Here is a 26,148-nt window from a genome sequence, read left to right on the forward strand (position 1 = left end):
CACCCTCAGAGCTTGGTAGCGGAAAACTCGATCCGCCGGTTGAGCGCCTTGTTCTTGGGCGTATCGTTGGCAGCAACCGGCCGCTCCTCGCCATAGCCGGCGGAACTGACCTGGTTGCGCGGGATGCCCGCGGCAATCAACGCGTCGGCAACCGCCTGGGCCCGGCGTTCCGACAACTGCTTGTTCGCCTCCGGCGAGCCGTCGGAATCGGTATAACCGGAGACCTCGACCTTCAGGCTCGGGCATTTTCCGACGACACCTTCGACCTCGGTCAGCAAGGGACGGCTTTTCGCATCGAGCCGCGCACTGGCAGGCCGGAAGTAGATGGCGCCGGTGCGCGAGAGCACGGCGAACCTGTTCAGGCATTCCTCGTCGCTGAAATTCGCCTTGGCGGCATCGGTGGCAACGGGTCCGACATCGGCTGAATTCGCCGCGGCGGTCTGGGTGGCGGCCGGCTTGCTGCCATCGGCGGTGAAGACGAAATCGAACGATACCGACGCGGTGGGCACGATGTTGGTGACATTGGCGGCCTGCTGCAGCTTGTCGATGTTCGGCAGCAAGCCGAAATCCTCGACATGGACAGCGACCGGAGCCTCCGAGGCGACCGACACCATGTTGTCGCTGATCATGGTGACGACGACGCTGGCCTCGAGATCCTTGTCGACACCGTGCAGATTGAGGCGGAACGGCAAGGTTGCCTTCACCCTGCGCTTTGTCGCCAGATCGGCGAATGCGGCGGGATCCACTTTCGCCGTCAGCTCGGCGGTCGGGTACTTGAATGTCTCGAAGAACAGGAAGCGCATGCGCACGTTGCGCAGGTCAACGCCGGTATCGACCGAATTGAGATCGAACGTGACCTTGGCATCACCCGCCGCGCTAAGCGTGCCGGTGATGTTCCTGATCTTGTTGGTCTCGACGATCGTGTTCTTCTTGACCGACTGGTAGGTGATCACCGAAGCGGCGGGATCGAGCGTCCAGTTCGGCGCGGCGCTGGCGGCTTGCGATCCTAGCAACAGCAATGGCACAACGATCAGACCAAGAGCTCTTGCAGCAGGGCCTTTCGACGTTGTCTTCCACCAGAATGCGACTTCGAACATGGACCGCCCCTGCCCAGGACTACCGTATCGACACCGACACCGGGAAGGGACAATAGAGCACTCGCGGCCGCTTGGCGAGCACGTCCGGAAATCTTGAGAAATTTCGGAAGCCGGCGCCAACGCCGCTTCCCGCCACATCCAAGCTCTAACCCGACAAGCTCGTCACCAACTGCTGCCCCCACCACCGCTGTTGCCTGTGCCTCCGCCGAGAGCGGGGATGACTGGCGGCTTTTTAGGGGCTTCCTCGGCCGGCTTTATCACTTTCTTGGCGACCGTCCTTTTGTACTTGGTCACCTTCGGCGTAGGCGTCGTGCGAACCACCCTGTGATGCTTGACCGGCGCAGGCGCCGGTTCGACTTTGGGTGCGATGGAGATGCAGCCCGTGAGTCCCGTCAAGAAGCTGGACAAAACCGCTCCGATAAATATTCGCTTCAATGCCCTGCCCACCATTGCCTCCTCGTTGCTCAAAACAGGTCCCGACGTGGATTGGCTTCTTCCCAGATCCCCCTGGCCGCATTGACCAGTTGAGTGTCCAGTGAACCGGAGGCGGGGATCTTCGCCTTGAGTTGTTGGCGCAGCTCTTTCAATGCCGTCGTCTTCGCCTTTGCGCCGAATTTCGCCAAGCTCGCTGAGGCGCCAGGGAGCTCATTGCGAAGATCGAGGGCAACGGCGAATGCAAGGAAACGTACGGCAACGGCTTGATCGGCCTTGTCGCCCTTTGCCATTTCGAGGGCCGCGCGATCATAGGCGCCGGAGTGATCGCCTCGCAAAGTCGCCAGTTCAAACAGCCTTTGCGCTTCGTCTAGGTTCTTTTCCAGGCCCACGCCGTCTCGGTACATGCGCCCAAGGCTGGCCGGGGCATATGGCTGGCCGAGATCCATGGCTTTCTGAAAAAGCGCCATCGCCGCCTTCGGGTCCTTCTCGACGCCCAGGCCGCTGGCATAGTTGCGACCGAGCAGGTTCATCGAATACATGTCCTGCCGCTCGACACCAGCCTGCAGGAAGGCAACGGCACGGGCTGGGTCGGCGTGCACGCCGTTGCGACCCTCGGTGAAGATCGCGGCAAGCTCGTTCATGGCATAGGTGTGCCCCATCGCCGCTGCCTTCAGCAGCAGGTCGAGACCCTTGCCGGTATCGCGTTCGACATCGTAGCCGTTGAACAAGGCACGGCCCCACGCCATCATGCCATAAGGATCGCCCTTGTCGGCCGCGGCCTTGTAGAGGGCGTTGGCTTGCTTGCGGTCGATGGCCATCCCGGTTCCCGTCGCGTGCAAGTAGCCGAGTTCGTAGACGGCGCGCACATGTCCCTTTTTGGCGGCGTCTTCGATGACTGGCTTGGCTTCATCGACCTTGCCGGCCGCGAGCAGCGCCCGGCCCAGTTCGTAGCGGAAGCGGGCGACATCGGGATAGGCCTTCACCGCCGCCTCGCAGGCCTTCACCGCCTCGGCGCCGATTTCATTCGGCAGCAGGCCTGGGACGACGCCTTGCAGGTCGAGCGGCTCGCCGGCGGCCTGGTCGCAAGGATCGACGCTTGGCGACAGCTTCATGGTGGCGGGCTTGGATGAGCTGCTGTCGGCGCGGATCTCGAAGCCGACCTCGACCGGCTGGGCGGCACCGATCTGGGGTTCGTAGCGCAGCTGGTCGACCTCATCGGCCATCAGGCTCGACTCCGGCGACAGGGCACGATCCGGCAGGGACAGGGTCCCGGTTGCCGGATAGCTCGCGAGTTTCAGGCTGACCGCGGGATCGTTTGTCGGGAAGTCCAGCTTCAGTGGAACCGGGCCGACACCGACCGGGACGCTGATCTGACGGTTTTCGATCGCCTCGGCGGCGCCGGTGATATGGATGCCCCGCTCCAGCACCTGCTGTTTCTGCTCGGTCTCGAGCGAGGCCACGATCTGTTCGCCTTGGGCGCCCTGGCCATCTTTGACACGGAACACCATGATGCCCTGGGCCTGGCCACCCCAATTGTCATGCGTGGCGTAGGCCAGCATGTCCACCTCTTCGGGCGCACCGGCACCCTTGGGCACATCCATCTTCAGGCGCGGCAGGTCCTTGCCCTCGATCGGTTCGCCGACCGCGACGGCCTTGCCGTCCAGCAGCAGGCGTCCGAGCGCAGGCGGCCTTTCGATGCTGACGGTTATCGATCCGCCATCGACATCGACCGGTTCCGGCAGGTCCAGGGCAACAGGTCCGACACCCGACGGCACCACCTTCTCCAGGACCGGCGGCAGCGAAGGCCGGCTGGCGCGGCGCATCAGGACAACCTCGTCGATGAGTGAGGAGTTTTCCCAGGGAACCTGCTTGCCGTCGGTGGCCTCGACCACATCGCGGCGCACCGCGGCCATGACCGAGCGTATCTCCTGGTTCGGCGCCAGCGCGCGACGCGAGAATGCGGATGAAAACGGGCTGAGGTCTCCCGCGCCATCATAGGCGACCGCCCCCGGCTCGGTGGCAAAGGCAATCAGCGTGTTCAACGAGCTTTTGACCTGCGCAAGGCCGGTGTTGCCCGCCGTGATCAGCTGGTCCCTCAGCCAATAATCCTTGCGCGGAAACGGATTGTTGCGACAGGCATCGAGGATGATCACCTGGATCTTCGATTTGGCGCGCAATTGCTGCAGGACATCGTCCAGCTTGACCGCCTGGACCTCTATGTCGGCCGCATTCTTCAGCGAGGCATCGACGGGGATCAGGAAATTCTCGCCACCGATCTGAAAGCCATGGCCGGAATAATAGACGACGGAAAGATCGGCGCCGTCGGCCGCCGCGAGGTAGTTGCGGAACTGCTCCTCGAACTGCAGCTTTGTGAGATCCTTGGCAACGAACACTTCGAAGCCGGCAAGCCGAAACGTCTTGGATACGTCCTCGGCATCCTTGTCGGGGTTCTTGAGAGCGGGGATTTCCCGGTACTCGGAATTACCGATCACCAGGGCGACCCTTCGATCGGCCGACGCATCGAAGCTCGTCAGGGCCGCTACGAGGAAGACCGCAATCAATCCGCAAAGTCGGAGCATGGCAACTGCCTCAACCGCCGCGACCTGACGACCACAAGCTCCCCAGATTGCGGTATCAAGATCTGTTGAAGAACTCACAATCCGCCGAGACATAACGAGAACAAGAGTGAAAATCCGTCCCGCCAGCAGGCACCTTCCTCATCCGAGTGTGTAAACTACCTCAGAGCCGAACCATCCGCAATGAGTGTCGAACCGCGTGGGTGTCAGGCTCGAGTCACAACTTTTTGAAACAGAAGGGGCCAGCAGGGCATCTCGTGTAGCAGCCACCTGCTACCAACGATGTGAATTTCGGCGCTACCTAATGTGAATGGCGGATCTGGCGATGGCAGTGTAGGGTCCGCTGCAAATAAGAATGACCGTACCCACGGCACTGCCAAGCCAACGAATCTGGGAGGATTCATGGTCGAGATCATCTCCAAGCGGGACGGCCCGCGGCGCGAGGATGTTCAGGTCAAGCGACTGATCGAGCAGAACCGCTCCACTATCACTCGCATTGCCGACCAGATCAGCGGCGGCGGCTACTCGGCCTCCAGGCAGCCGCGCCAGCAACCCAAGGCGGAAGGGCTGATCATCCATGTCGGCGGCAGCGCTGCAACCGCCACTGAAGCAAGCCCGTCCATCCGCGTCACCATGAACGGCCGTGTGATCTCCAAGGATCAGAACACGGGCCGCCAACTTCATCATATCGGCGATGTCCGCAACCGCGATGGCGACCAGGTCTTCGTGCTGGCAACGAAGCAGAACGGCTTCTTCTCGCCGGTCGACGAAACCATCGCCGAGGTGCTCGCCGGGCTGGATGGATTCCGGCTGACCGCGAGCTATACCGAAGAACAGCTGGCAGCCGACATCGGCGCGAAACTCGGCATCGCCTGACGGCAGCTGTTGGGCGTCGCTGCGCACGTCCAATCCGCGACGGCATACAGAAATGGCATACCTCAAAAGGTACTGTGATGACTGAATGAGACACGCGAGCGGCCCCAATCCGATGAAAACCGATGCTCTTGCGACGCATGCGTCGATGGCCACCGGACGACTGGTTCTGGACAGGATCGACTATGACGAGCGCGCGACGATGCGGGCGTGGGAGAGTTTTCTTTCCGACGAACCGACATCCGCGCGCGATCCGGTCCATGTACGCTCGCTGATCCACGATTCCTGGTATCGCAGCGCCACCGGCGGCATCAATGCGCAAGGCATCGAAGCGCCGCTGAGCAGCGATCGCGACGAGATCGAATATCTGACCCGCGCCAATGCCGAGCTACTTTCGGCGGCGCGCCGGTCGTTCGCCTCGCTTGGCCAGCTGCTGGACGGGACAGGCGCGATGCTGGTGCTCGCCGACAGCGACGGCGTGCTGATCGACGCCATCGGTGACAAGAAGACGCTGCATGACGGCATGGATATCCACCTCGCCATCGGCGGCAAATGGAACGAGGGCGCCGTCGGCACCAACGGCATCGGCACGGCGCTGTGGACCGGTGAGCCCACTTTCGTTCACGCGGCCGAGCATTTCTGCGCCGGCATCAAATCCTGGACCTGCGCCGGCGCGCCGATCCGCGATCCGCTGGACGGCAAGATCATCGGCGTCGTCGACCTGTCGGGCTATTCGCCGATCTTCCGGCCGCACAACACCGCACTTGTCGCCGCCACTGCCAGGCAGATCGAAAAGGCGCTGGCCGAGCAGCAGCAGGAGCAGCGCACGCGCCTGCTCGAGGCCTTCATTTCCTCGGCGCCCAGCTATCGTCGGAAAGACGGCTTGGTGATCGTCGATCATCGCGGCCGCGCCATCTTCTGCAACAATGTGCCCAATGGCGACACGACGGAGATGATGGACGGCCCGATGGAACCAGGGCGTGGCCGCTGGCTCATGAACCTGCCGGCCTCCGGCTCGGACACCGATCTGGCCAACGCACTGCCGCCGCACCTGCGCTCCTGCCACGTCACGCCGCTGAAGCTCGACGGCGACCTGCGGGGTGCCGCCCTGGTGTTCCCCTCGGTGCCGGCCGTCTCCAGCATGACGGTGATCCGCCGGGAGGAGAACAAACACCTGCGAACAGCCGCGGCGATGATTGTCGGCGAAAGCGAAAAGCTGCTGGCTGCCGTCGACATCGCCTCCCGGGTGGCCGGGTCGAATGGTGTCACCTCGCTGCTGATCGAAGGCGAAACCGGCGTCGGAAAGGAGCTGTTCGCGCGGCTTGTGCATGCCGGCAGCCGGCGCAGCGAAAACGACCCGTTCATCGCCATGAACTGTGGCGCGATCACCAAGGAATTGTTCGGCAGCGAATTGTTCGGCCACGTCGCCGGCGCCTTTACCGGCGCTTCGCGCGACGGCAAGCCGGGCATCTTCGAACTCGCCAATGGCGGCGTGCTCAGCCTTGACGAAATCGGCGAGTTGCCGCTCGAAATCCAGCCTTTCCTGTTGCGTGTCCTGGAAGAGCGCGTGGTCCACCGCATCGGCGACTCCAGGGGACGGCCGGTGGATGTGCGACTGGTCGCCTCGACCAATCGCGACCTCAAGCAAGAGGTGGCGGCCGGGCGCTTCCGCAGCGATCTCTACTACCGCATCGGCGCGGTCTCGATTCATGTCCCGGCGCTGCGCGAGCGTGGCGACGACGTGCTGCTGCTGATCGAGCATTTCAATCGGCAGATCGCGAAGCTGGCCGGCAATGACCCGCTGGAGTTTTCGAACGAAGCGCTCGACGCGCTGCTGGCCTATCGCTGGCCGGGCAATGTGCGCGAACTGAAGAACCTGGTCGAGCGCCTGCACATACTGGCGCGCGGCGGCACGATCGAACTCCAGGATCTTCCCGGGGAAATCAGTGCCGGCGATCGCGGCGGCATGCCCACGCACAGCGACCATCCCGCCACCATGCTCGAAGCCCCTGTATGTACCTTCGAGGATGCGGAGCGCCAGGCGATCAAGAATGCGCTTGCCGCCGAGAGCGGCAATCTCAGCAAGGTTGCGCTGCGGCTCGGCATTTCACGGCCGACGCTCTATCGCAAGCTCGGCCAATACGGCATCCGACGCGGCTTTCTCTGAAACGCAGCACAAAAGAAACCCATGGCATTTGCGCCATGGGTTGGGGAATGGTGGCCGATAGATCAGGCTGGTGGCCCGCCTCCGGATGCCTCAGGGCACGATGACACCGCGACCGGTGAACCGGCGGTTCTTGAAATCATCGAGCGCGGTGTTGATGCTGGCGAGGTTGTACTCGGTGTAGTGCATCTTCACCTTGCCGTCGGCGTTGAGCTCCATCAGTTCGACAAGCTCGGTGAAATTGCCGACCAGGCTGCCGCCGATGTTGATCTCCTCGATAACGAGATGCGCGGTCGGCACGTTGATGTTGCCGCCATAGCCGACGACGAACAGCTGACCGCCCTTGCGCACCATCTTCCAGCAGATGTTCTCGACGCCGAGTTCACCGACGAAGTCGATGACCACATGGGCGCCACCGCCGGTGATCTGGCTGACCTCTTCGATAACATTCGGTCCGCCATCGAGGATGAAATCGGCGCCGAGATCCTTGGCCAGCACCCGCGCCGCCGGCTCGCGATCGACGGCGATGATGCGGCAGCCTGAAATCGCGTGCAGCGATTGCAGCGCGATGTGGCCGAGCCCGCCTATACCGAGCAGCACGCAGTAACTCCCCGGCCGCAGCAGCTTTGCAGCGCGCTTGGCGGCGCGGTAAGCGGTTATGCCGGCGTCCGCCAGCGGCGCCACTTCGATCGGCGTGATGTTGGCATTGAGCTTGATCAGCGAGCGCTCGCTGGTGATGAAGTACTCGGCAAAACCGCCATTCATGCCGAGGCCGGGGAATTGGCCGTTGTCGCAATACATGTCCTCGCCATGGCGGCAGTTGAGGCAGATGCCGCATGAGCGGAAGGGATGGCAGATCACCGCGTCGCCGCGCTTGACCGACCTGACGCCGCTGCCGACCTCCTCGACCCAGCCGGCATTTTCGTGACCCATGATGTAGGGCAACAGCGTGCCCTCGGGATCCATGGTCGGCTTCCACACGCCCTCGATGATGTGCAGGTCGGTGCGGCAAAGACCGGCGGCCCCCACCCGCACAATCACCTCGTCGGGCGCGGTGATGGTCGGCGCCTTGACCTCCTCGATCTTGAGCTGGACGTTCATCTTCGGGTCGTATTCGTAGAGTCTGGCAGCTTTCATCGTCGTATCCCTTCAACGTCGAGATTGTCTGGATTGCTTCAGGCGCGGCCGAGCTTTTCGGAACCGCCGCCACGCGCCGGACCGGCCGTCGGATCCTCATCCTCGGCAAGATCGCCAATCAGCGTTTCGGTGGTCAGGATCAGCGTCGCCACGGAAGCCGCGTTGGCGAGCGCTGTGTAGGTGACACGAACGGGATCGATGATCCCTGCCTCGAACATGTTCTGATACGCACCGGTCGATGCGTTGTAGCCGTAGCCGCCATTGATGCGGGTAACCTCGATCACCACAGCTTCGGGATCGGCGCCGGCATTGGCGGCGATGCGCCACAGCGGCCGCGACAGCACCGACCGCACCAGGCGCACCCCCTCGGCGACATCGCCGTCGACGCCGGCCGCCACCTTGTCGAGCAGCGGCGCGATCTGGGCGAGTGCCGAGCCGCCGCCGGCGACCACGCCCTCTTCGGATGCTGCGCGCACCGCGTTCAGCGAATCCTCGATCAGCTGGATGGTCCGCTTCTGCTCGACCGGCGTGACGCCGCCGGCATAGAGGATCGCGGTGCCACCGGAGAGCTTGGCAAGGCGTTCGCGCAGCTTGTCCTGGTCGATGTTCGGCGGCGAGGCTTCATACTGCCGCTGCACCTGGGCGCGGCGCGAGGCGATGGCCGCATGGTCGCCGCCGCCACGAATGATCGAGGTGTAGGACGAACTGGTCTTCACCCGGTCGGCCGTACCAAGATCCTCAGCGGTGACATCCTCCAGCCGGCCGCCGAGATCGCGCGCAATCACCTTGCCGCCGGTGATGATGGCCAGATCCTCCATCATCGCCTTGCGCCAATGGCCATATTCCGGTGGGTGGACGACGAGGTATCGTCCCGGCCCCTGCTTGCCGAGCAGCGTCACCACCACTTCCGGCGACATTTCCTCGGACACGATCAGCAGCGGCCGACCGGCCTCGTCGGCGATGCGGCGGACCGCATCGAGCTGCTCGGGTTCCTTGATCTTGAGATCGGTCATCAGGATGTACGGCCGCTCGAGCACGGCCTCCATCTTCTCCTGGTCGGTCACCATGTGATGCGAGAGATAGCCGCGTTCGAAGGACATGCCCTCAACGACATCGAGCGTGGTCTCGGTGGTGACGCTGAAGTCGGTGGTGATGACGCCTTCGGCGCCGACCCGCTGATGGGCTTCCGCCACCAGCGCGCCAAGCTTGGTATTGGTCGCGGCGATATTAGCGACCGAGGCCAGGATGCCATTGCCCTTTGCCGGCTTGGCGGAAGCCTTGAGTGCCGCCACCACCGCCGCCACGGCCAGGTCGATGCCCTTGCAAAGATCGACGGATTTCACGCCGCGCTCATTCGCCTCGACGCCACCCTGGATGAGCGCGTTGGCCAGCACGATGGCCGTCGTGGTGCCGTCGCCGGCGATCTCGTTGGTCTGCATCGACACTTCGCGGACCACTTGCGCGCCCATGTTTTCGAAACGGTCATGCAGCTCGATCTCGGAAGCGATGCTGACGCCGTCGCGGGTCACCATCGGCGTGCCGATCGGCCGGTCGATCATGGCGTTCATGCCTTTGGGGCCGAGCGTCGGCTCGACGGCGGCGGCGAGCCGGAAGACACCGCGGGCGAGCGCACGGCGGGCCTCGGAATTGTGAAGCATTATCTTGGGCATGATTCCTCCTTCCGCCTTACGGGCGGGTTGTTGGTTAGGGGCCTCGTGCAAGGGAGGCCGTTGCTGTCGGCTCTGCTTCAGGCGGTCGGCGCGGTTCGTGCCGGCACGCGATCCATGATGAAATCGACCAGCGTCGGTTCGCCGTCGACCACATCCAGTTCCTTGTATCGGGTCTGCTTGAGCCCCCGGCACAGCGCGCCGTTGAACTCCATGTTGATGCGCACACCGCGCAGTTCGGCGAGATGGGCGCTGAGCGCGCCAGGCGGGATGCGCTGCCCGTCCCAGGTCACGAACACGGGATCATCCGCCCGCCGGTCGGGAAACCGCTCGAGCAGAGCCGCCCGGTATCGCGGCTTCTGCTTAGCCGCCTCGCCCGGCTCGAACCGGGCGACGTCGTAGGCCGGCAGGTCCATGCCGACAATTTCGCGATCCGTCAGGCCGTGCGCCTTGAGGCCGCGCAGGATTGCCTCCTGGCGCCGCTTGAAGGCCTTCATCGCAAAGGTTTCGCGCAAGCCGCCGAGATCCTGATCCTCGGCAAGCACGGCGAAGATGTCGCCGAATGTCTTGCCTTCCGCCATGCCGCGATTGACCTCGTCCGCGCACATGTGGTCATGCAGCTTGACGCGATAGGCCGGCGCCCAGGAGAGCTGGTCGAGCGCCTTGCGCACACCGTCCAGCATCAGGAACGCGAAGTTGGGCGAGCACCAGTAGGTCGGCAGGCGGAAGTCTATCTCCACGCTGCCATCGCCCTTCACTTCGCCCCGCTCGACGAAGCCCATCTCGGTGATGGGTTCGTCGAGTTCCGGGTCGTTGACCTCACCAAGGCGCCGCCAGAGTTCCTTCTGGCAGTCGCCGGAAACATTGGCGGTTGCCATGGCCCCTACTCCGCCGCGATGCTGAAGGGCGAGCTGGCGAGCGCCTTCTTCTTGGCTTCGATGTTGATGTTGTAGAGGCGCGCGGCGTTGAGGCCGAGGATCTTCTCCTTGATCTCGTCGGTCAGCTGCACGCCGCGTTCGGCGGCGATATCTTCAGGGATCTGGTAGGCCCAGAACTTCTCGACCAGCCAGCGCGGCGTCCAGATCGCGTAGTCGGAACCGAACAGGATCTTCTCCGGCCCGAGCCAGAACAAAAGCTCGGCGATGACCTCGCCGAAATAACGCGGGCGCGCATGGATGAAGGGCAGCGCCACCGCCAGGCCGCCATAGACATTGGTTTCCTGCGTCGCGATCCAGCAGAAATCGTCGAGGCGCGGCAGGCCACAATGTTCGACAATCCAGTTGAGGTTTTGGAAATCCGTCGCCGCGTGGTCGACGTCATGGACGTCGAACGCATCCTTCGAGAGCGGGATGATCGTTGGGCCCTTGTGGACGTGGATATTCCTGATGCCGAGCTTGTCGCAGAGTTCGAAGCATTTGTAGGCATCGGGATCGGTGAGCTTCCAGCCCTTGGAAGCGCCGTTCCATTCGGCCGTGTACATCTTCACGCCCTTGACGTTGTAGGTCTCCTTGAGGAAGTGGATGTATTCCAGCGCCTTCTCGCCGTCGCGCGGATCGAAGGCGCCGTTGACGATGAAGCGTTCGGGATAGCGCTTGGCCACCTCAGCGTTGCGCTCGATCGTGTTGAAGCCGGTCTTGTAGAAATCCTTGAGGTAGGTCGACTGAACGATCGCCACATCGTCGGGACCGTCGATGAACAGGTCGCGATAGAGATCGTCGGCGCTGTATTTCTCGAACTTGCTCTTCTCCCACAGCTGGTCCTTCGGGCTCAAGCCCGTGTGATAGGCATAGAAGCACTCGATGAACTGCTTGCCGTGGATGTTCTTCTGGTTTTCCGGGCTGCCGTCCCAGAAATGGGTGTGGCCGTCGACCACGAAAATGTCCTTGCCTTCCGGTGTTCTGTACATGGTTGCCTCCGCAGCAATCGCGTTGATCGGTTGGGCGCGCCGCACTTGGCGGCGCGCCGGATTTTCGTGGTGGCTATTCGATGTACTCGAACATCTCGTCCATGTTGCCGAACAGGATCACGGTGTTGTCGTCGACGCGCACCATGCGGCCGTAATGGGTGGAGGTGTTGACCTCGAAGGTCTCGGCCGAAATCTCGCGGCCGAGATATTCGCCGATCGCGTCCATCTTGAAGATCAGCTTGCCGTCGCCGTCGATGCGGATCAGCGCCGGCTGGTAAGTGATGGTCACCCCCGGCTTCTGGCCCATGAATTCGGCGATGGCGCGAGCCTCGACCGAGTCGTTCATGGTGACGCCGCACTGGTGCGAAATCGTCTGCTCGAAGGTGATGTCCTTCATCGCCTTGAAGATGTTGGAATGCGTTGCGTCGCGTGCAGATAGTGACATGACGATTTCTCCTGTTTCAGCGCTTGAGACCGAGTTCGCCGAGGATCTGGCCAATCCGCTCTTCGGATTTGGCGCGGACATCGGCGAAAGCGACCGGCTTGGAATGCGGCATCGACCAGATCGGCTGCAGGCCGGTGGCTGCCTTGTCGGCGAGCGCGCCGTGCTTCTTGACCCAGCCCTGGAAGAGCTTCTTGTTGGCGGCACCATGCTTCTCGTCATTGGCGAGGAGATGCATGAGGTCGATCGTGTTGGCGAGGTTGCGCTCGTAATCGGCTTCGGCGGCCGAAATCACCGCCGGCGTGATGAAGTCATGGTTGGCGGCGGCGATCTGCATCAGGAAGCCGGAGCGGAACATTTCGCCGACCAGCGGCTCGAAGACGATGTTGATGGCGAAATACTGCTCGAGATAGTCGGTCGCGCCCATGATGGTCTCGACCGCTTCGCGCGTGCCTTGCCAGTTCTTGTCCTCGAGCCAGGCCTTCTTGCCGAGTTCGTCGTCCCAGCCGGGCAGGTCCATGCCGATCTCGGCAAGGTAGAGCGTGATGTCCTGGGCGAGCCGCAGCTTGTAGGACGAGTTGGTCAGCGTCGCGTTGTTGATCATCTGGGTGTAGCCGTAGCGCTGCGCCTGCATCAGCGAGGTGCCGAGCCCGAATTCGGCATGTTTCCAGGCGCCGAGCTGCGTCTGCAGGATCTTGACCCAGGCCTTGTCGAAGGTCTTCGGAGTGCCCGACTTGCGGGCATTGTTGATGACGCTCTGCACCATCGTCTCGATCTTCGACTGGCGCTGGTAGTGGGTGCGCTCCCATTCCTGGTCGGGGGCGCGGAAGGCGTGCCAGTTGGAGCTCTGCGCGGCGGTGTTCTGCTTGACATAGGCGCCCTTGCCATCGGCGAAGGAGATGATCCAGTCCTGGATCAAATAGCGTTCCGGGTCGGGCTGGACGTCGACCGTCATGTCCTCATAGTGAGTGGCGCGCTGGCCTTTCGGGTCGAAATACCGGTATTTCCGGCTGTCGGAGTCGGCGAAGATTGCCGCGCCGGCGGCTCCGGATCCGACTGAGCTCGAGGTTGCAGGCATAGTCTCTCTCCCTTGTTGCAGTTGTGGTTGGCTGTGTGTCCGCCGCCCTCAATGGGCCGGCGTTGCACCTGCCGATGTGGTGAACTTGTCGAAGAAGATCCGCTCCGTTTCGAAGCCGTTCATGAACAGGACTGGCTGCAGCGCATCGATCATCGGCGGCGGACCGCAGGCATGGACATCGCCCTGCCCGTCGACCGCCAGTTGCTTGAGCATGGCGTCGACGCTCTGGTGCACGAAGCCGCGCTCGCCTTGCCATTCGGCGTCGTCATTGGCGTGCGACAGCACGGGAATGAAGGTGACGTCGGAATGATTGCCGACCAGCTCGGCGATCCTGTCGAGATAGAACAGGTCGTTGCGGGTGCGGGCGCCGTAGAAGAAATAGACCGGACGTTTCTCGCCGCTCTTCAGGTGGTCGTTGAGGATCGACCAGATCGGCGACATGCCCGAGCCGGCGCCGACCAGTATCAGGGGTCCTTGCCGCTCGTCGCGGCGGAAACAGGTTCCATAAGGTCCGACGACGGTGACTTCGGCTCCGGCCCTGATGCCTCCGGAATCGAGTTCACCTGAGAACTTTCCCTCAGGATATTTTTTGATGATGAAGGAGAGTTTTTGGGTTTGGTCCGGCGTATTTGCCATGGAGAACGAGCGCGTAATCGTCTCCCCTTTTTGCGTGGTAACCGTGATGTCGACATATTGCCCCGCCCAGAACTTCATTGGGGAGCCGAGTTCGATCTCGATGCCGCGAATGTCGTGGGTCAGGTGCTCGATGCGAGCAATCCTGCCCTTGTACGTTTTCACGGCGATCGCTTTCGCCAGAATCTCCTCGTCGTAGTTGAGAAGCTCGACTTCCAGGTCGGAGTAGGCGATGCAGCGGCACAACAGCACGTGGCCGCTTTCCTTCTCCATGTCGTTCAGTGCGAAGGTCGAGTATTTCAGCATGTCGACTTCGCCTTCGAGCAACACGCTCTTGCAGGCCGAGCATTGCCCTTCCTTGCAGCCGTGCGGCAGGGCGATGCCCTGGCGAAACGCGGCGTTGAGCACCGTTTCGCCATTCTCGACCTCGAATTCGACGCCGACCGGGCTGAGCCTGACCGTGTGGGTTTCCGACATACGGACCTCCAGTGAAAGGAAGGGGCGGGACGAACCCGCCCCCCTTTGGCCTGATCAGTTGCAGGGATTGATCGTGAAGCCGGCCCGGTATTCCGCCAGGTGCTTCTCACGGTCGGCGGGCGACATGGCACGCAGCGCGTTGAGCGGCGATCCGAGCGTGTTGCCGCGCACATCGTCGAGCGTCCACATCTCCTTGTCGTCGAAGCGCAGATGCGGCTGCGGGACCAGCGTCTTGCCGTCGGAGCGAACGAAGTTCAGGTCCTTGATCGCATCGGCCAGGTCCCAGCCGTCATAGAGCGTCTCCCACTCGCGCTTGCCGCTGAAGCGGCCCATCGCGGGCGTCGGCCGGCCCTGATACTCGTCGGCGAAGGCGACCGTTGCGGTCCACTTGTCGAGCTCGTGGGCGAAGGTGTGGAGCTGACCGTCGATCTCGCCGACCACCATGTCCTCGCGGATCAGGCAGGGAACGAGGCAGGACCAGCAGCGGTGCGGATAGACGTAGCCGACGTCGCTGTTGAACAGCAGCACCTTCTCGCCCTTGTGGCTGAGCTTGGCATACCATTTCCAGAAGTCGCCGAACTCGGCGTACCAGCCCGGATATTTGTGCTCGAACCACTCGAAGTCCTTGTCGGTCTGGGCTTCGATGCGCCAGAAATTGACCGGCCAGCCGACCGCGAAGAATTGCCCGACCTTGTGGACATAGTTCTTCTTGGTGATGCGTTCCCAGGCCGCCTGGACGTCGTCGTGATGGACCTTGATGCCGTATTTCTCGAGCGGCAGCATGTAGGTGCGGTAGTAGTCCTCGTAGATCCAGCGGTGCCACATTTCCGCGTAGGATTCCTTGTTCTTGTCGCGGTTGGTGGTGCCGTATTCGATGAAGGTGCCGATTGCCGCATCGACGATGGCGTGGTTCTGCCAGAAGGCGTAACGCAGATCGCGTTCCAGCAGCAGGTGGTTTTCCGGCTCCTTGAGTGCTGCCATCAGCAGCGAGTGGCCATTGCCGATATGCCGGCTCTCGTCGGACTGCACCGACAGGAACACGGTCGGCAGCGCATAGTCGCCGTTGCGGGCGGCCTCCGAAGGCATGGCGACGAACAGCGTGTTGGTGAAGGCGGTCTCGGCGACCACGGTCAGGTACATGCAAGCGGCGGTCATGGTGTCGCCGGTAATGAAGCCCTCGGCGAACTGGCGGCCGATGGTGGTGGCGTAGCATTTGCCGAAGGCTTCCTCGGTGATGTCGAAGCCGGCCGGATCGATGTAGTTCTCCATGTACCATTTCTTCAGATTCATCTGGATCGTCGAGTGACGGAACTCGTCGATCATCTGCATGGTGAAGCCGGTCCGCAGTTCCTCGCCGGGAGCGATGCGGGCGACCATCGCCATCGAGCGGGCAGCGGAAATTTCCGGGAACGGAATGATGGCCAGGAAGAGCTTCATCCACTCGACCCAGCGCGGCTCGACATTGCGGAACATGTCGCCGCGCAAGGCCGCATCGAGCGCGCCATAGACACGATTGTCCTTCTCTTCCTGCATCGGGAAATAGGACCGCAAAACCTGCTTCATCGGGTCGCGCGGCGTCTTGTTGATCTTGTAGTCGGTCGGAAACGTCATCGCTTCCTGCACGTAGGAAGGATTCCAGCCGAGATCGGCAATCTTCTTGGTCGCCTCGCCGACGGAGATTCCGCGTTGCGAGGTAATCTTGTTGAGCGTCAGAGACGTCATGGTCATAAGCCTCCACCAGGTTTGAGCCGCAGGTCCCTTGACCCCGGCATGAAGCGGCAAAGCACCGCCAGTGAGAGTGCGAGCGGCATGACAAAGCGTTGCGCGTCGAGGCGCGACCCGAGGTCCGGCCGTTCAAGTGGATCGGGGCAAAGGTTTCGAGGCGTCTGGCAGGGATCCGCGACGCCAACCGCATGTGCGATGGGCGTATCGAAGCGGTCCTGCTTCCTCCGTTCCTTCGTTCTTTTGGCACCGCGTCAAGCGCGATGGGCTTCTTGTGGAAATGAACAAAGCAAGCGCCGTGCCAATTTTAAAATAGCGCTCATGGCTGGCATTCAAAACAAGACCGCCGCCCTTTCGGCAGGCGATCCGTCACCCAACTGTAACGTTCTTTTACAATTGTAACTTACGCCTGTAATATTTGCCATATATTCGCATGTGCAACATATTTAGTTAGCATCTGCAGCAAATAATGAAATTCATATTATCTGTTTAATTCTTCGTCTTTCCAGACTATTTGAAGGCGACGGCCCATGGGCGGGCCGGGCGCTGGAGAAAAACCATGCCGAACGACAAGGACAGCCGAAGGTCACCCGAGCCGATGTCCAGCCATGCCGATGGCGTCACCGGCGATCTCGTCAAGCTGATGCCGCGCGATCTGGTCTTCGTCATGCGCTTCATGGGCGAGAGCCAGCACCGCCTGCAGAGCCATTTCCAGGACTTCATCCGGGCCGAGCTTGCTGCTGGTGGCGTCACCCCGGAGACGCATCCGATGATCCATCTGTTCATCGAAAGCCATGCCATCCTGCTGCGCGACTTCGTGTTTTCCGGGGTTTCGCTGACGCGGCAGTTCCGTGTCGACGAGATCGAGCGTCTGACCGGCGACACGACATCGATGATCCGCGTCGACATCTGGGACCAGCTGAAGAGCCACATCGAAACGGCCGAAAAACAGTTCCAGTCGCAGGCCGGCACGCTGCCCAAATTGCTGTCGGCTTTCGAGAAACCACCCGGGCCTTCGGGGAGCGAAAAATGACCCAAGGATCCAAAACGGCCAGGCGTGACGCGCTGCTTGCTCGCCGGCTCGATCTCGTCGCCAGCGTCTCGGCGCTTACTGCGGAGGCGTTGCGGCTCAACCAGAAACGCGCCGGCATCGAAATGGACGTGCTGCGCCTAGAGCTCGAAATCGGCAGAAGCGGCGCCAGCGCGCAACTGGTGCGGGACTTGCATGAGGCTGAAGAGAGCGCCGCGGCAATCATGCAGGCATGCGCGGCTTGCGAGGATCGTATCGTAGCTGCGGAGGGCGATGTCGAGGACGTCGACCGTAAACTTGCCGCAGCGGCGAACGAGGACTGATGGGAGAGACAGCATGAACCAGCAGACGATGCAGAACCTGACCTTGTTCGATCTCTTGACCCGCAGCTGGCAGCGGCCGGCGGCGATCGCCGATCTGCGCTTCAGTGCCGACGGTTCGGCTGTCGCCTTCACTTGCGTTGACGGGACAGTCGCCATTGCCGCGGTCGCGGATCACGAACCGCCGGAAGCGCGGATCAGGGTGAGCAACGATCTCGGCCAGACGACGATCCGTCCCAGGGAAAAGCCGCCAGTGCCATTGATCGCCACATCGGCATTCGGAGATGGCGATGTCCCGCTCGCCGCCGATGCGCATTCCGGCTTTCTGGTCGGCGCGGCAAGCGGCGAAGTGCTGCATCTAACCGCCGGCGGGGACGTTGCGGACGCACTGCTCAAGATCGACGGACCAGTCGTCGCCATCGACCACAGCGCCAAGGCAGGCACGACAGCCGTCAGCAACGGGCATGATGTCTTCCTGTCGCACGGCCAAGGCGATACCATGCGATTGGAACGCGATGTGACATCGTCGACAGACGCCCTTGCCTTCTCGCCAGGCGGGCGACGACTTGCTTGCAGCCTTGGCAACGGACTGTCGATTTGGGCGGTCGAAGGCGACGCTGCCTTGATGCGCAATATCCCCCTTTCCGCGCGCCCGGTGTCGGTCCGCTGGAGCAGAGACGGCACCTGGCTGGCCTGCGGGCTCGAAACCGGCGGCTTTGCTCTGGTCAGTCTGGTTGATGGAAGAGCAGACATCGTCGCAGGGTTTCCATCGCCGGTCCGCACCGTGTGCTGGAGCCAGCCGGCGCATGCGCTGTTTGCCTCGGGCGCCTTCCGGATCGCCGGCTGGTCGATGACCGCCCCGCCTGTTGGCGGCGAAACCTCGGGCGCACTGGAGACGGGTCGCGCCGGGCTGGTTCTGGTCGAGGCGGTGGCGGCGCACCCGGAGAAGAAGCTGATCGCCGCGGGTTACGCCAACGGCCGGATCACCATCGCCCAGATCGGCGCGCGGGACGAGCTGCTCGTCAGGCCCTTGGGCAGTGCGGTCACAGCTTTCGCCTGGTCCGGCGACGGACGGCACCTGGCGATGGGGTCTGTCGATGGCACCGCCGCAATCGTCACTTTTCCCGCGCAGATGTTCAAATAGCGGACGCAGCCCACATGAAACAGGAGGATCACATGCAGACCGAACTCATCGCCGAGGTCGAGAGCAAGGACGAGTTTTTCGAACGGCTGGCCAAGCTGTCGGAAGAGATGGCGGCCAAGCATGGCAAGGATTTCAGCATGGGCGCGCTGGTGCTGGCCGCCCGCTGGATCGCGGAAAACCGCGCCGGCAAGTTGAAGACCAACTAGCCGACGAGATTATCCGTTGCTCAGGCGAAGAGGCGATCCCTATGGGGCGGAGTCTATACTTTAGAAGGTTCGAATATAACATCTGAGAATTATCCATTGAAAACAGCGGGATAGGATACGACTTCGCCGCGGTTGAGACGCGTCCGAGGGCGCGCTCAAGCCGTCACGAAAAGTACCGTCACCGCTCCAGCGGTACCGCAATCTTCGCGGCCGCCGACATCAAGGCAACACAGGGTCGGGCACAATCACCTTCAGTTCACATTTTCAGCGGGCCAAGTGTCAGAAACCCGATAACCGGTGGGAAATGGATCGGTTGGATCAAGCATGTGCTGATGGGTCCCTGTAATCCACGCGCTTCCCGAAATGACCGGAACAATCCCGGCTCGGCCTCCCATCGAGACCTCTGACTCGATATGGCATTCGAACTCGGATCCGATTATGGATCTTCCAACAAAGCGCTGTCCGATGCCCAAGCGACCTTTGGCGTGCAGGATCGCCATCCGTGCCGAGCAGCCGGTTCCACAGGGTGAGCGATCGACTTTTCCAGGCCGAATGGCAACTGCGTTGACACCTGCAAGCGTGTTGTTTTCCGAGAAAACCGGACCGGCAAATTGACAGAACGAAATATGATTCCAGTCCGGATTCTCTGGATGTGAGAAGCCGAGCTGCGCGTCCGCGGCCTGGGTTATCCTGACACCCAATTCCGCGATCTCGCGCGCCTCATCAGGACGCAACGCAAATCCGAGCGCCTCGGCATCGACAACCACGAAGCTGTCACCGCCATAGGCGGTATCGACCGTCAAAGTGCCAATGCCGGCCACTTCGATCTGGGCATCGAGCTTGTCTGCGAACGATGCGACATTGCGCACGCTGATCTTCTCAGCCTTGCCGTTCCGGCACCGTGCCGTCACCTCAATGAGGCCCCCTGGCGGCTCCAGCACCATGCGCGTCTCCGGCTCCTGCATCGTCACCATTCCAGTCTCGAGCAGAACGGTCGCGACGCACATCGAATTTGAGCCCGACATCGGCGGCGTGTCCGCAGGTTCCATGATGATCCACCCGAATTGCGCGCCTGGCGTTTTCGGCGGCACCAACAGGTTCACATGCCTGAAGACGCCACCGCGGGGTTCGTTGAGAACAAAGTTCCGAAGGGTCTGGTCGGCGGCTATGAACTGGGCCTGCTCCCAAACCGTCTCACCGGGCGGCGAAGCCACGCCGCCAACGATCACATCACCGACCTCGCCGGCGGCATGGCAACTCACGACGTGGAGCACTTTCGAGGTGCGCATCAATGACACTCGCTCATTTCAAGATGGTCAAAGGGAATACGCCCGCGTCTGCAGCGGCTGCCGCACCGGAACGCCCGAGGTGGAGGCAATCGGACCTTGCGCCTCTAGGCGGCCTTCCTCATGAAATAGAGGCCCGGAAGCTTGTCGGTGAACCCCCATTTTTCATAGAAAGGCACCATGTCCTGCAGGCAGTAGAGCTCCCGGTGCTTGACATTGACGAGTGCCGGATCGTCCAGCACGGTCTCCATCAACAGGGCGCCCAATCCTGTACCACGCCATGTCGCCTTGACGATGATGTCGAAGATCATCGCCTTGTAGACGCCATCCGTAATGGTACGGGCGAATGCGACGAGATCGTCGCGGTCGGGATCCACGAACGCGAACATCGGCCCGCCCATTTGCAAGGCCCGTTCGGTGTCTGCCCGGGTTCGGCCCTTTGTCCACCATTCGGTCTGAAACAGGGCGACCAGCTGGTCGATCTGCGCGGATGTAAGCGACCGCCTGAGGGCGAGCCGGCTTTTGTCTTGAGTGAGATTGGTCATGGTGTTTCCAGTGACATTGGTTGTGATTCACCCGCCAGGAGATGGTCTCGTCAGGCAGCTAGGGTTTTCAGTCGAACAAGATTGTCCTCTGAGATCGGAATGCCGAAGCGCTCTGCGTTGAGGCGGGTTGCGTAGCGTCGTTGGCCTGGCAATCTGTCCTGACCAGCATCGATCAGTCGCGAGCACAGGTGCGAGACCCTCTGGGCATATCTCGCGTTGCCACCGCGCGAAGGGTCTATGATCACAAGCAGCTGTCCAGCCTTCGGTGTCTGCGCCCCGACGCAGTCGCCAAAGTCGTTTTCGAAAGACAACTGACCGCCCGTCAGCGCACCGGCCATGAGTTCAACCATGAGCGCAATGGACGAGCCCTTGTAGCCGCCGAAGGTGTTAAGTGCTCCGCCCGCCAGGATCGCATGCGGATCTGTGGAGGGTCTTCCGGCGCTATCGATCCCGGTCCCTGGCGGCAGCGGGCTGTTCGCAAGCGCATGAAGTCTGACCTCGCCATTGGCCATCACACTTGTTGCCTGGTCGACGACGAGTGGTTCCCCGCCGGCGACTGGGGTTGCGAAGGCAATGGGATTTGTTCCGTACACCGGCGTGCGGCCACCATGCGGCACGACATTGGCCAAGCCGTTGACGAAGGCGAGCGCCAGGAGGCCTTCACGGGCAAACGGCTCGACATCGGGCCAGAGTGCGCTGAAATGGTGGGAATTTCGAATGGCAACGATAGCAATCCCTGTGCTTTCCACCGCAGTTTTGATGGCCTGCGCGCCTGCGGCCAGCGCTGGTTGAGCGAAACCATTCCGCGCGTCGATACGAATGAAGGAAGAACTGACCGGATTGACGTCCGGCTTGGCCTTGCCGTCGACCCATCCGGTTGCGAGTGATGCCATGTACCCAGGAATTCGGAATATGCCGTGGCTGATCGCACCGTCTCGCTCACAGCCAGCGCAATTCGCGGCGAGACTATCGGCAACCATGCTCGATGTTCCGTTTCGGAGAAAAATGTCCCGAAGGAGAGAGCGGAGTTCATCGAAACTGATATGGACGTCGGCCTGTCCCATTGTCATTGCGACACCTCGAGAAATTTCCGCAGGCAATTTTCGAGAAGCCGCGAAACGTTGTTTTCGTAGCCATTGTGCGAAAGGCTGCCGCAAAAGGTGATGGAGCCGACCGAGAACAGGCCGCCGCCATTCTCCGCCATCCCGTAGACAATGTTCGAGCGGATGCCGCCATAGGGTCGGGGACCGCCATCGAAAACGCCGGGCAGCAGCAGTTCTTCAAACGTGGTTTCGAAAGTTGGCCCATGGCCTTCGGACGCGGCAACGACGCGCACAAAATCTGGCGTCCCAAGATTCGCTGCTGCCTGATCGATCTCAAATCCTGCGGCACCACCACCGGAGAGGCCGAAATCGCCTATTCTCTGATCGCTCGGGATGCCGTCGAACAAGAATGCAAGGCCGGCTTCAAATGACTCCTTGGTGCGGACGTAATACGTGCCTTCAAAGGCGCCTTCGGCGGTGAAGCCGACACCGGCGGCCTTCTGTGGTGCTATGCCGTTGCGCCGCCACAGCCCGCCATACTCGCCGTCAAGCTGATTGTAGTATTCGCCTGCCTCGCTGGCCCAGACCCGCATGCCGCCTTCAGCCCGGCGAATCTCGATCATGTGGGGTTCATCAGGATCGCGGCCGATCTTCCAGTAGAAGCCGTTGCCGCCGAGATACATCAGCCTGCCGCCGCCCTCCCTGTAGGAGATGAGGGCTTCTAGCGTCCGACGGGTGTGGTATTCCGGATGCGTTCCCGTGAGGACCACGTCATATCCGGATAGCGCATCGGCGCCATCGCGATCCAGGTCTTCGTCGGTCAAGACGTCAAACCCGAAGCCTTTGACCCTCAGCCAATCCGTCAGATGGGAATCCGCGGAAAAATGGCGCAGCCCTGAGCCGTTTGCATCGCAGTAGGTGAGATAGTGCGGTCGCATCGTCATGATCGGCCGCAGCCGGGATGACAGGGTTATGCCCGATCCGTCCGGATGGCGATTGTAAGTGGAGTAGCCATAGGCACCGATAGTATCGGGGTTGTGGGGGTAAGCATTCCACTCTCTGACCCGCGCTTGCAGTGGTCGGGAAAAATTACCCCGGGCGTGGTTGGCATAGGCCATGTAGGTGAACGTAGGCGCCAGGTACAGGATTCTTTGCCCGGGCAATTTCGGGTCGCGCAGGACATAAAATGGTATCGTGTCGGTGCCGATTCCGTTGTCGACCAGGAGACCATAGACGCCCGAAGGCATGCCCGCCGGCACCTCGATCGCTATGGTTGTCTTCCACTTGCAGTCGCTCAGATCGTCGGAATGGAAGGTGATTGCCGCATAATCCTGCGGCGCAACCTTCCAATCCATGTTGCGCCCGGTCCAGCCTGACGAGCGCACTGCGCGCATCGGCATGTTGACCAGCGTGAGACGACGCGATCGATCGACATTGTCCTCAACCCATTCTCGGCCGATGGTATTGGCAAAGCTCCAACTGGCGAGGACGTTGCCATTGGCGTCGCTTATATCAGGTGCTTCGATCGATCCATTGAAGCAATCCTCGGCGTGCCCAACCCAGATTGCGCCAAAGCAAATATGATCGACATTGCGAAGCACATCCAAGACATCAGTCGCCACCGCAGCGACTGCTGAGGCTTCGCCGGTGTGAATGGCAGACCTGCCGACGAAAACACCGTTCTTGTCGAAAGTGACATCCAGCCTGGCCCACTCGTTCAGGCGCAGATCGAGCTTCAGGTCGATGGCCGTCCGGGGCCGCCGCAGCGTCTTCAGAAAGAGATTTCCGTCGGCCAGAACCAGGGCCAGGCCCTTTGAGCCATCGGAATTCTGCAGCGAGAAAATTGTCTGGCTGAAGGCACCCGAGAGCTTTGGCTGGACAATCAGGCGAACGACCAGGGCTTGAGCTTCGGGACGTCGCGGGATGGGTCCAATGGCGCAGGAGCCCAAGTAGGCCTTCTGCTCGATCGCCCTATATCGCTGCTCCAATCCAAATTCGACTCTTTCGCTCTTTGGCCCCGGCCCGACCGGATTGGGGTCACAGCAGTCCAATCTGACCACACTTGCCGCCACATCCCGATTGCCCGCGGACGAGATCTTGAACTCAAGAACTTCGCCCGCCTTGGCGCTCAGCGGCGCAACGTAGCCGATAACTGCCGGCAGGGGAGGCTGGGGATTGAGCATGTCGTACCAGTGTTAGAGCAACAAGCCGCTGTTCGACGAACATGGGGTAAGCTTGCAAAGGCGCAGGGCTTACGCTATCTCTAATCGAATATCGTATACGATACGCCTTTGTCAACAGGCCCTGCTTTGCTCATCGTCCGACGCGTTATCCAGAGCCAATTTATCGCGAATATTGTATACGGATGGGTAGTATGTTCGACGAAATCCCGTGATTCCACTCACGCGCAGCAAGTTGCGAAATTGGAGGTATCATTGCCCCTGAACCCCGCTGGTCTGCCCTCTCTCGGCTCGGCGCCGACGGCCTCGGACCTCATTGCCAAGCACATACGGGAAGCCATCATCACAGGCGAGTTCGATGAGGGCGAACCCATTCGCCAGGACGACGTCGCGAAGCTGTTCGACGTCAGCAAGATACCGGTTCGGGAGGCGCTGAAGCGTCTCGAAGCCGAAGGTTTGGTGGAATTCCAGCGCAACCGGGGCGCTGTCGTCAGAAGTGTTTCGGAGCCCGAAATCGCGCAGATCTTCGAAGTAAGAGCCATGCTGGAGTCGAGCGCGTTGAAATTGTCCGTGCCGCACATGACGGCAAAGACGTTCCGGCGGGCCGAAGAATATTGCGATGCGTTCGCGCGCGAGACCAATGTCGCTCGATGGGCCGAGCTCAACTGGCAATTTCACTCATGCCTGTATGAAGATGCCGACCGAACTTTCCTCATGAACCTCATCCGGTCCGTCAACGACCGGATCGAGCGCTATCTGCGCATCCAGCTCACGCTGTCGGGCGGGACCGGCGTCGACGACAGGGAACATCGCGAAATTCTCGCCGCATGTCGTAAGGGCGATGCCGATCGAGCGGCACAATTGCTGCATGACCACATCACCAAGGCATGCGCATCCCTGCTGGCAAACATTCGCAAATAGACGCTTCCGGGCGTCGAAATCACCCCTCCCTCAGCCGGAAAGCCCACAACGGCGACCAAGCTAGCATTTACCCACTTGACGCTTTGCGTTTATCGTATACGATATTCGATGCAAGGGTTCGTTTTGTCTTGGAGACACTTCACTCGAGGTTCGCACCTCCGGTGTTGCGGGCCCTGCCCGCCACTCCACGACGGACTGGCGAGACATACCGTTTTGGGGAGTGAGATGAAGTACGAGAGGTTTTTGAACACCGTCGAGCTACACACCTGCGGTGAGACGTTTCGGCTTGTCACGCAGGGGCTGCCGAAAATCCCCGGCAAGACCATTGTGGAGCGCGCCACCTGGTTGAAGCAAAACGCCGATCATTATCGGCGCGCCGTGATGCTTGAGCCGCGCGGCCACAAGGACCTCTACGGTGGCTACCTGACTTCGCCTGTCAGTGAAGGCGCTGATTTCGGCATCATCTTCCTGAACAACACGGACTACAGCCCGCATTGCGGCCATGGCGTCATAGCACTCGCAACCGCCGCCGTGGAGTTGGGTTGGATCGAGCGGGTGTCCCCGGAAACCCGCGTCGGGATCGATGCTCCCTGCGGTTTCATCGAAGCTTTTGTCGAATGGGATGGCGAGAAGGCGGGTTCCGTCCGGTTTGTGAACGTCCCGTCATTCGTCTTCAAGCGGGACGTCACCGTTGAGACGCCGACCTTTGGGCAGGTCATCGGCGACATTGCCTATGGCGGCGCAACCTACTTCTACGTCGACGGGCGCCGGCATGATGTCGCCATTCGCGAGAAGGATCTGCAAAGGGTCATGCAGCTTGGCTACGAGATCAAGGCTGCCATCAACGCCAAGATGCCTTTTGTTCATCCCGAAATTCCTGAGTTCAACGATGTGTACGGCGTCATGGTCTATGGCGCTCCTCGTCACCAGGGATCAACGCAGGCCAATTGCTGCGTCTACGCCGATCGGGCAATCGATCGGTCTCCGACAGGGTCGGGAACAGCCGGTCGGCTTGCGCAACTGTATCTGCGTGGTGAGTTGTCCGCCGGAGAGACCCTGGTGAACGAGTCGATCATCGGGACGATCTTCAAGGGACGTGTTCTCAGCGAAACCAAGGTCGGGCAGTTCGATGCCGTCATTCCCGAAGTAAGCGGGCGAGCCGCCATCTGCGGCTTCGCGAACTGGGTTATCGATGAGGCCGATCCGCTCACCTATGGCTTCCTTGTTCAATAGTATCGTATACGATATTCTAGATACGATATCAGG

22 protein-coding genes are annotated in these 26,148 nt (G+C 61.4%); 8 read left to right on the forward strand and 14 right to left on the reverse strand.

From position 1 onward, the window contains the following. Window positions 1-5: 5 nt before the first annotated feature. On the reverse strand, window positions 6-1,097 hold the full coding sequence (locus DBIPINDM_RS09050; protein WP_258585415.1) for an OmpA family protein: 1,092 nt from the start codon (window positions 1,095-1,097) through the stop codon (window positions 6-8). Window positions 1,098-1,561: 464 nt separating this feature from the next. Continuing rightward, a complete protein-coding gene (locus DBIPINDM_RS09055) occupies window positions 1,562-4,111 on the reverse strand; it encodes a caspase family protein (protein WP_258585416.1) in 2,550 nt (849 codons plus the stop codon). Between the two features lie 399 nt (window positions 4,112-4,510). Here DBIPINDM_RS09055 and DBIPINDM_RS09060 point away from each other — a divergent pair, with 399 nt between their 5' ends. After that, the gene (locus tag DBIPINDM_RS09060; RefSeq protein WP_258585417.1) at window positions 4,511-4,984 is read left to right on the forward strand and encodes a hypothetical protein; all 474 of its coding nucleotides are present in this window, start codon (window positions 4,511-4,513) and stop codon (window positions 4,982-4,984) included. An 85-nt stretch (window positions 4,985-5,069) separates the two neighbouring features. After that, complete coding sequence (locus tag DBIPINDM_RS09065) at window positions 5,070-7,148, forward strand: sigma-54-dependent Fis family transcriptional regulator (RefSeq protein ID WP_258585418.1); 2,079 nt, start codon at window positions 5,070-5,072, stop codon at window positions 7,146-7,148. Between the two features lie 90 nt (window positions 7,149-7,238). Here DBIPINDM_RS09065 and DBIPINDM_RS09070 read toward each other — a convergent pair whose 3' ends face one another. The 8 genes from DBIPINDM_RS09070 to DBIPINDM_RS09105 all read right to left on the reverse strand — a co-directional run bounded on the left by DBIPINDM_RS09070 (window position 7,239) and on the right by DBIPINDM_RS09105 (window position 16,213). Beyond that, entirely contained in the window at window positions 7,239-8,282 is a 1,044-nt protein-coding gene (locus tag DBIPINDM_RS09070; protein ID WP_258585419.1) for an NAD(P)-dependent alcohol dehydrogenase, read from the reverse strand. A gap of 38 nt (window positions 8,283-8,320) precedes the next feature. Next, window positions 8,321-9,952, reverse strand: a complete 1,632-nt coding sequence (locus tag DBIPINDM_RS09075) for a molecular chaperone GroEL (protein ID WP_258585420.1) — start codon at window positions 9,950-9,952, stop codon at window positions 8,321-8,323. Between the two features lie 77 nt (window positions 9,953-10,029). Continuing rightward, on the reverse strand, window positions 10,030-10,827 hold the full coding sequence (locus DBIPINDM_RS09080; protein ID WP_258585421.1) for an iron-sulfur cluster assembly protein: 798 nt from the start codon (window positions 10,825-10,827) through the stop codon (window positions 10,030-10,032). A gap of 5 nt (window positions 10,828-10,832) precedes the next feature. Beyond that, entirely contained in the window at window positions 10,833-11,855 is a 1,023-nt protein-coding gene (locus DBIPINDM_RS09085) for an amidohydrolase family protein (RefSeq protein WP_258585422.1), read from the reverse strand. Window positions 11,856-11,928: 73 nt separating this feature from the next. After that, window positions 11,929-12,300 (reverse strand): MmoB/DmpM family protein, encoded by a 372-nt coding sequence (locus DBIPINDM_RS09090; RefSeq protein ID WP_027045792.1) that lies wholly within the window; start codon window positions 12,298-12,300, stop codon window positions 11,929-11,931. A gap of 16 nt (window positions 12,301-12,316) precedes the next feature. Further along, complete coding sequence (locus DBIPINDM_RS09095) at window positions 12,317-13,375, reverse strand: aromatic/alkene monooxygenase hydroxylase subunit beta (protein WP_258585423.1); 1,059 nt, start codon at window positions 13,373-13,375, stop codon at window positions 12,317-12,319. Between the two features lie 48 nt (window positions 13,376-13,423). After that, window positions 13,424-14,485, reverse strand: a complete 1,062-nt coding sequence (locus DBIPINDM_RS09100) for an NADH:ubiquinone reductase (Na(+)-transporting) subunit F (protein WP_192259858.1) — start codon at window positions 14,483-14,485, stop codon at window positions 13,424-13,426. A gap of 54 nt (window positions 14,486-14,539) precedes the next feature. After that, the gene (locus tag DBIPINDM_RS09105) at window positions 14,540-16,213 is read right to left on the reverse strand and encodes an aromatic/alkene/methane monooxygenase hydroxylase/oxygenase subunit alpha (protein ID WP_197033322.1); all 1,674 of its coding nucleotides are present in this window, start codon (window positions 16,211-16,213) and stop codon (window positions 14,540-14,542) included. 553 nt (window positions 16,214-16,766) lie between these two features. Between DBIPINDM_RS09105 and DBIPINDM_RS09110 the strand changes: the two genes are divergently transcribed. The 4 genes from DBIPINDM_RS09110 to DBIPINDM_RS09125 are packed head-to-tail and all read left to right on the forward strand — an operon-like array spanning window position 16,767 to window position 18,907. After that, window positions 16,767-17,240 carry a hypothetical protein gene (locus tag DBIPINDM_RS09110; protein WP_258585424.1) on the forward strand — a complete coding sequence of 158 codons (474 nt, stop codon included), beginning with the start codon at window positions 16,767-16,769 and terminating at the stop codon, window positions 17,238-17,240. After that, on the forward strand, window positions 17,237-17,560 hold the full coding sequence (locus DBIPINDM_RS09115) for a hypothetical protein (RefSeq protein WP_258585425.1): 324 nt from the start codon (window positions 17,237-17,239) through the stop codon (window positions 17,558-17,560). Before DBIPINDM_RS09110 ends, DBIPINDM_RS09115 begins: the two co-directional genes overlap by 4 nt. Before the next feature lie 13 nt (window positions 17,561-17,573). Further along, window positions 17,574-18,701: a WD40 repeat domain-containing protein gene (locus DBIPINDM_RS09120; RefSeq protein ID WP_258585426.1), complete on the forward strand. Its 1,128-nt coding sequence runs from the start codon at window positions 17,574-17,576 to the stop codon at window positions 18,699-18,701. Between the two features lie 32 nt (window positions 18,702-18,733). Then, on the forward strand, window positions 18,734-18,907 hold the full coding sequence (locus DBIPINDM_RS09125) for a hypothetical protein (protein WP_258585427.1): 174 nt from the start codon (window positions 18,734-18,736) through the stop codon (window positions 18,905-18,907). Between the two features lie 251 nt (window positions 18,908-19,158). On the opposite strand, the gene DBIPINDM_RS09130 is transcribed toward DBIPINDM_RS09125, so the two are convergent. From DBIPINDM_RS09130 to DBIPINDM_RS09145, 4 genes are all read right to left on the reverse strand, one after another. Beyond that, complete coding sequence (locus DBIPINDM_RS09130; protein ID WP_258589229.1) at window positions 19,159-20,196, reverse strand: trans-3-hydroxy-L-proline dehydratase; 1,038 nt, start codon at window positions 20,194-20,196, stop codon at window positions 19,159-19,161. Between the two features lie 104 nt (window positions 20,197-20,300). Then, window positions 20,301-20,738: a GNAT family N-acetyltransferase gene (locus tag DBIPINDM_RS09135; protein ID WP_258585428.1), complete on the reverse strand. Its 438-nt coding sequence runs from the start codon at window positions 20,736-20,738 to the stop codon at window positions 20,301-20,303. 50 nt (window positions 20,739-20,788) lie between these two features. Next, a complete protein-coding gene (locus tag DBIPINDM_RS09140; protein ID WP_258585429.1) occupies window positions 20,789-21,802 on the reverse strand; it encodes an Ldh family oxidoreductase in 1,014 nt (337 codons plus the stop codon). 2 nt (window positions 21,803-21,804) lie between these two features. After that, window positions 21,805-23,964, reverse strand: coding sequence for a N,N-dimethylformamidase beta subunit family domain-containing protein (locus tag DBIPINDM_RS09145; protein ID WP_258585430.1), 2,160 nt, complete (start codon window positions 23,962-23,964; stop codon window positions 21,805-21,807). A 252-nt stretch (window positions 23,965-24,216) separates the two neighbouring features. Between DBIPINDM_RS09145 and DBIPINDM_RS09150 the strand changes: the two genes are divergently transcribed. Next, complete coding sequence (locus DBIPINDM_RS09150) at window positions 24,217-24,882, forward strand: GntR family transcriptional regulator (RefSeq protein WP_258589230.1); 666 nt, start codon at window positions 24,217-24,219, stop codon at window positions 24,880-24,882. 225 nt (window positions 24,883-25,107) lie between these two features. After that, entirely contained in the window at window positions 25,108-26,115 is a 1,008-nt protein-coding gene (lhpH, locus tag DBIPINDM_RS09155) for a trans-3-hydroxy-L-proline dehydratase (protein WP_258585431.1), read from the forward strand. The last annotated feature ends 33 nt before the right edge of the window (window positions 26,116-26,148 follow it).

The organism is Mesorhizobium sp. AR02 (genome assembly GCF_024746835.1).
Classification (GTDB): Bacteria; Pseudomonadota; Alphaproteobacteria; order Rhizobiales; family Rhizobiaceae; genus Mesorhizobium.

Coding starts and splice junctions, on each gene's coding strand:
- DBIPINDM_RS09130 (WP_258589229.1), bottom strand. CDS start 20,196: ATGCGCACCTCGAAAGTGCTCCACGTCGTGAGTTGCCATGCCGCCGGC.
- DBIPINDM_RS09080 (WP_258585421.1), bottom strand. CDS start 10,827: ATGGCAACCGCCAATGTTTCCGGCGACTGCCAGAAGGAACTCTGGCGG.
- DBIPINDM_RS09125 (WP_258585427.1), top strand. CDS start 18,734: ATGCAGACCGAACTCATCGCCGAGGTCGAGAGCAAGGACGAGTTTTTC.
- DBIPINDM_RS09145 (WP_258585430.1), bottom strand. CDS start 23,964: ATGCTCAATCCCCAGCCTCCCCTGCCGGCAGTTATCGGCTACGTTGCG.
- DBIPINDM_RS09115 (WP_258585425.1), top strand. CDS start 17,237: ATGACCCAAGGATCCAAAACGGCCAGGCGTGACGCGCTGCTTGCTCGC.
- DBIPINDM_RS09060 (WP_258585417.1), top strand. CDS start 4,511: ATGGTCGAGATCATCTCCAAGCGGGACGGCCCGCGGCGCGAGGATGTT.
- DBIPINDM_RS09070 (WP_258585419.1), bottom strand. CDS start 8,282: ATGAAAGCTGCCAGACTCTACGAATACGACCCGAAGATGAACGTCCAG.
- DBIPINDM_RS09140 (WP_258585429.1), bottom strand. CDS start 21,802: ATGGGACAGGCCGACGTCCATATCAGTTTCGATGAACTCCGCTCTCTC.
- DBIPINDM_RS09100 (WP_192259858.1), bottom strand. CDS start 14,485: ATGTCGGAAACCCACACGGTCAGGCTCAGCCCGGTCGGCGTCGAATTC.
- DBIPINDM_RS09065 (WP_258585418.1), top strand. CDS start 5,070: ATGAGACACGCGAGCGGCCCCAATCCGATGAAAACCGATGCTCTTGCG.
- DBIPINDM_RS09120 (WP_258585426.1), top strand. CDS start 17,574: ATGAACCAGCAGACGATGCAGAACCTGACCTTGTTCGATCTCTTGACC.
- DBIPINDM_RS09110 (WP_258585424.1), top strand. CDS start 16,767: ATGCCGAACGACAAGGACAGCCGAAGGTCACCCGAGCCGATGTCCAGC.
- DBIPINDM_RS09105 (WP_197033322.1), bottom strand. CDS start 16,213: ATGACCATGACGTCTCTGACGCTCAACAAGATTACCTCGCAACGCGGA.
- DBIPINDM_RS09135 (WP_258585428.1), bottom strand. CDS start 20,738: ATGACCAATCTCACTCAAGACAAAAGCCGGCTCGCCCTCAGGCGGTCG.
- DBIPINDM_RS09075 (WP_258585420.1), bottom strand. CDS start 9,952: ATGCCCAAGATAATGCTTCACAATTCCGAGGCCCGCCGTGCGCTCGCC.
- DBIPINDM_RS09085 (WP_258585422.1), bottom strand. CDS start 11,855: ATGTACAGAACACCGGAAGGCAAGGACATTTTCGTGGTCGACGGCCAC.
- DBIPINDM_RS09095 (WP_258585423.1), bottom strand. CDS start 13,375: ATGCCTGCAACCTCGAGCTCAGTCGGATCCGGAGCCGCCGGCGCGGCA.
- DBIPINDM_RS09050 (WP_258585415.1), bottom strand. CDS start 1,097: ATGTTCGAAGTCGCATTCTGGTGGAAGACAACGTCGAAAGGCCCTGCT.
- DBIPINDM_RS09055 (WP_258585416.1), bottom strand. CDS start 4,111: ATGCTCCGACTTTGCGGATTGATTGCGGTCTTCCTCGTAGCGGCCCTG.
- DBIPINDM_RS09090 (WP_027045792.1), bottom strand. CDS start 12,300: ATGTCACTATCTGCACGCGACGCAACGCATTCCAACATCTTCAAGGCG.
- lhpH (WP_258585431.1), top strand. CDS start 25,108: ATGAAGTACGAGAGGTTTTTGAACACCGTCGAGCTACACACCTGCGGT.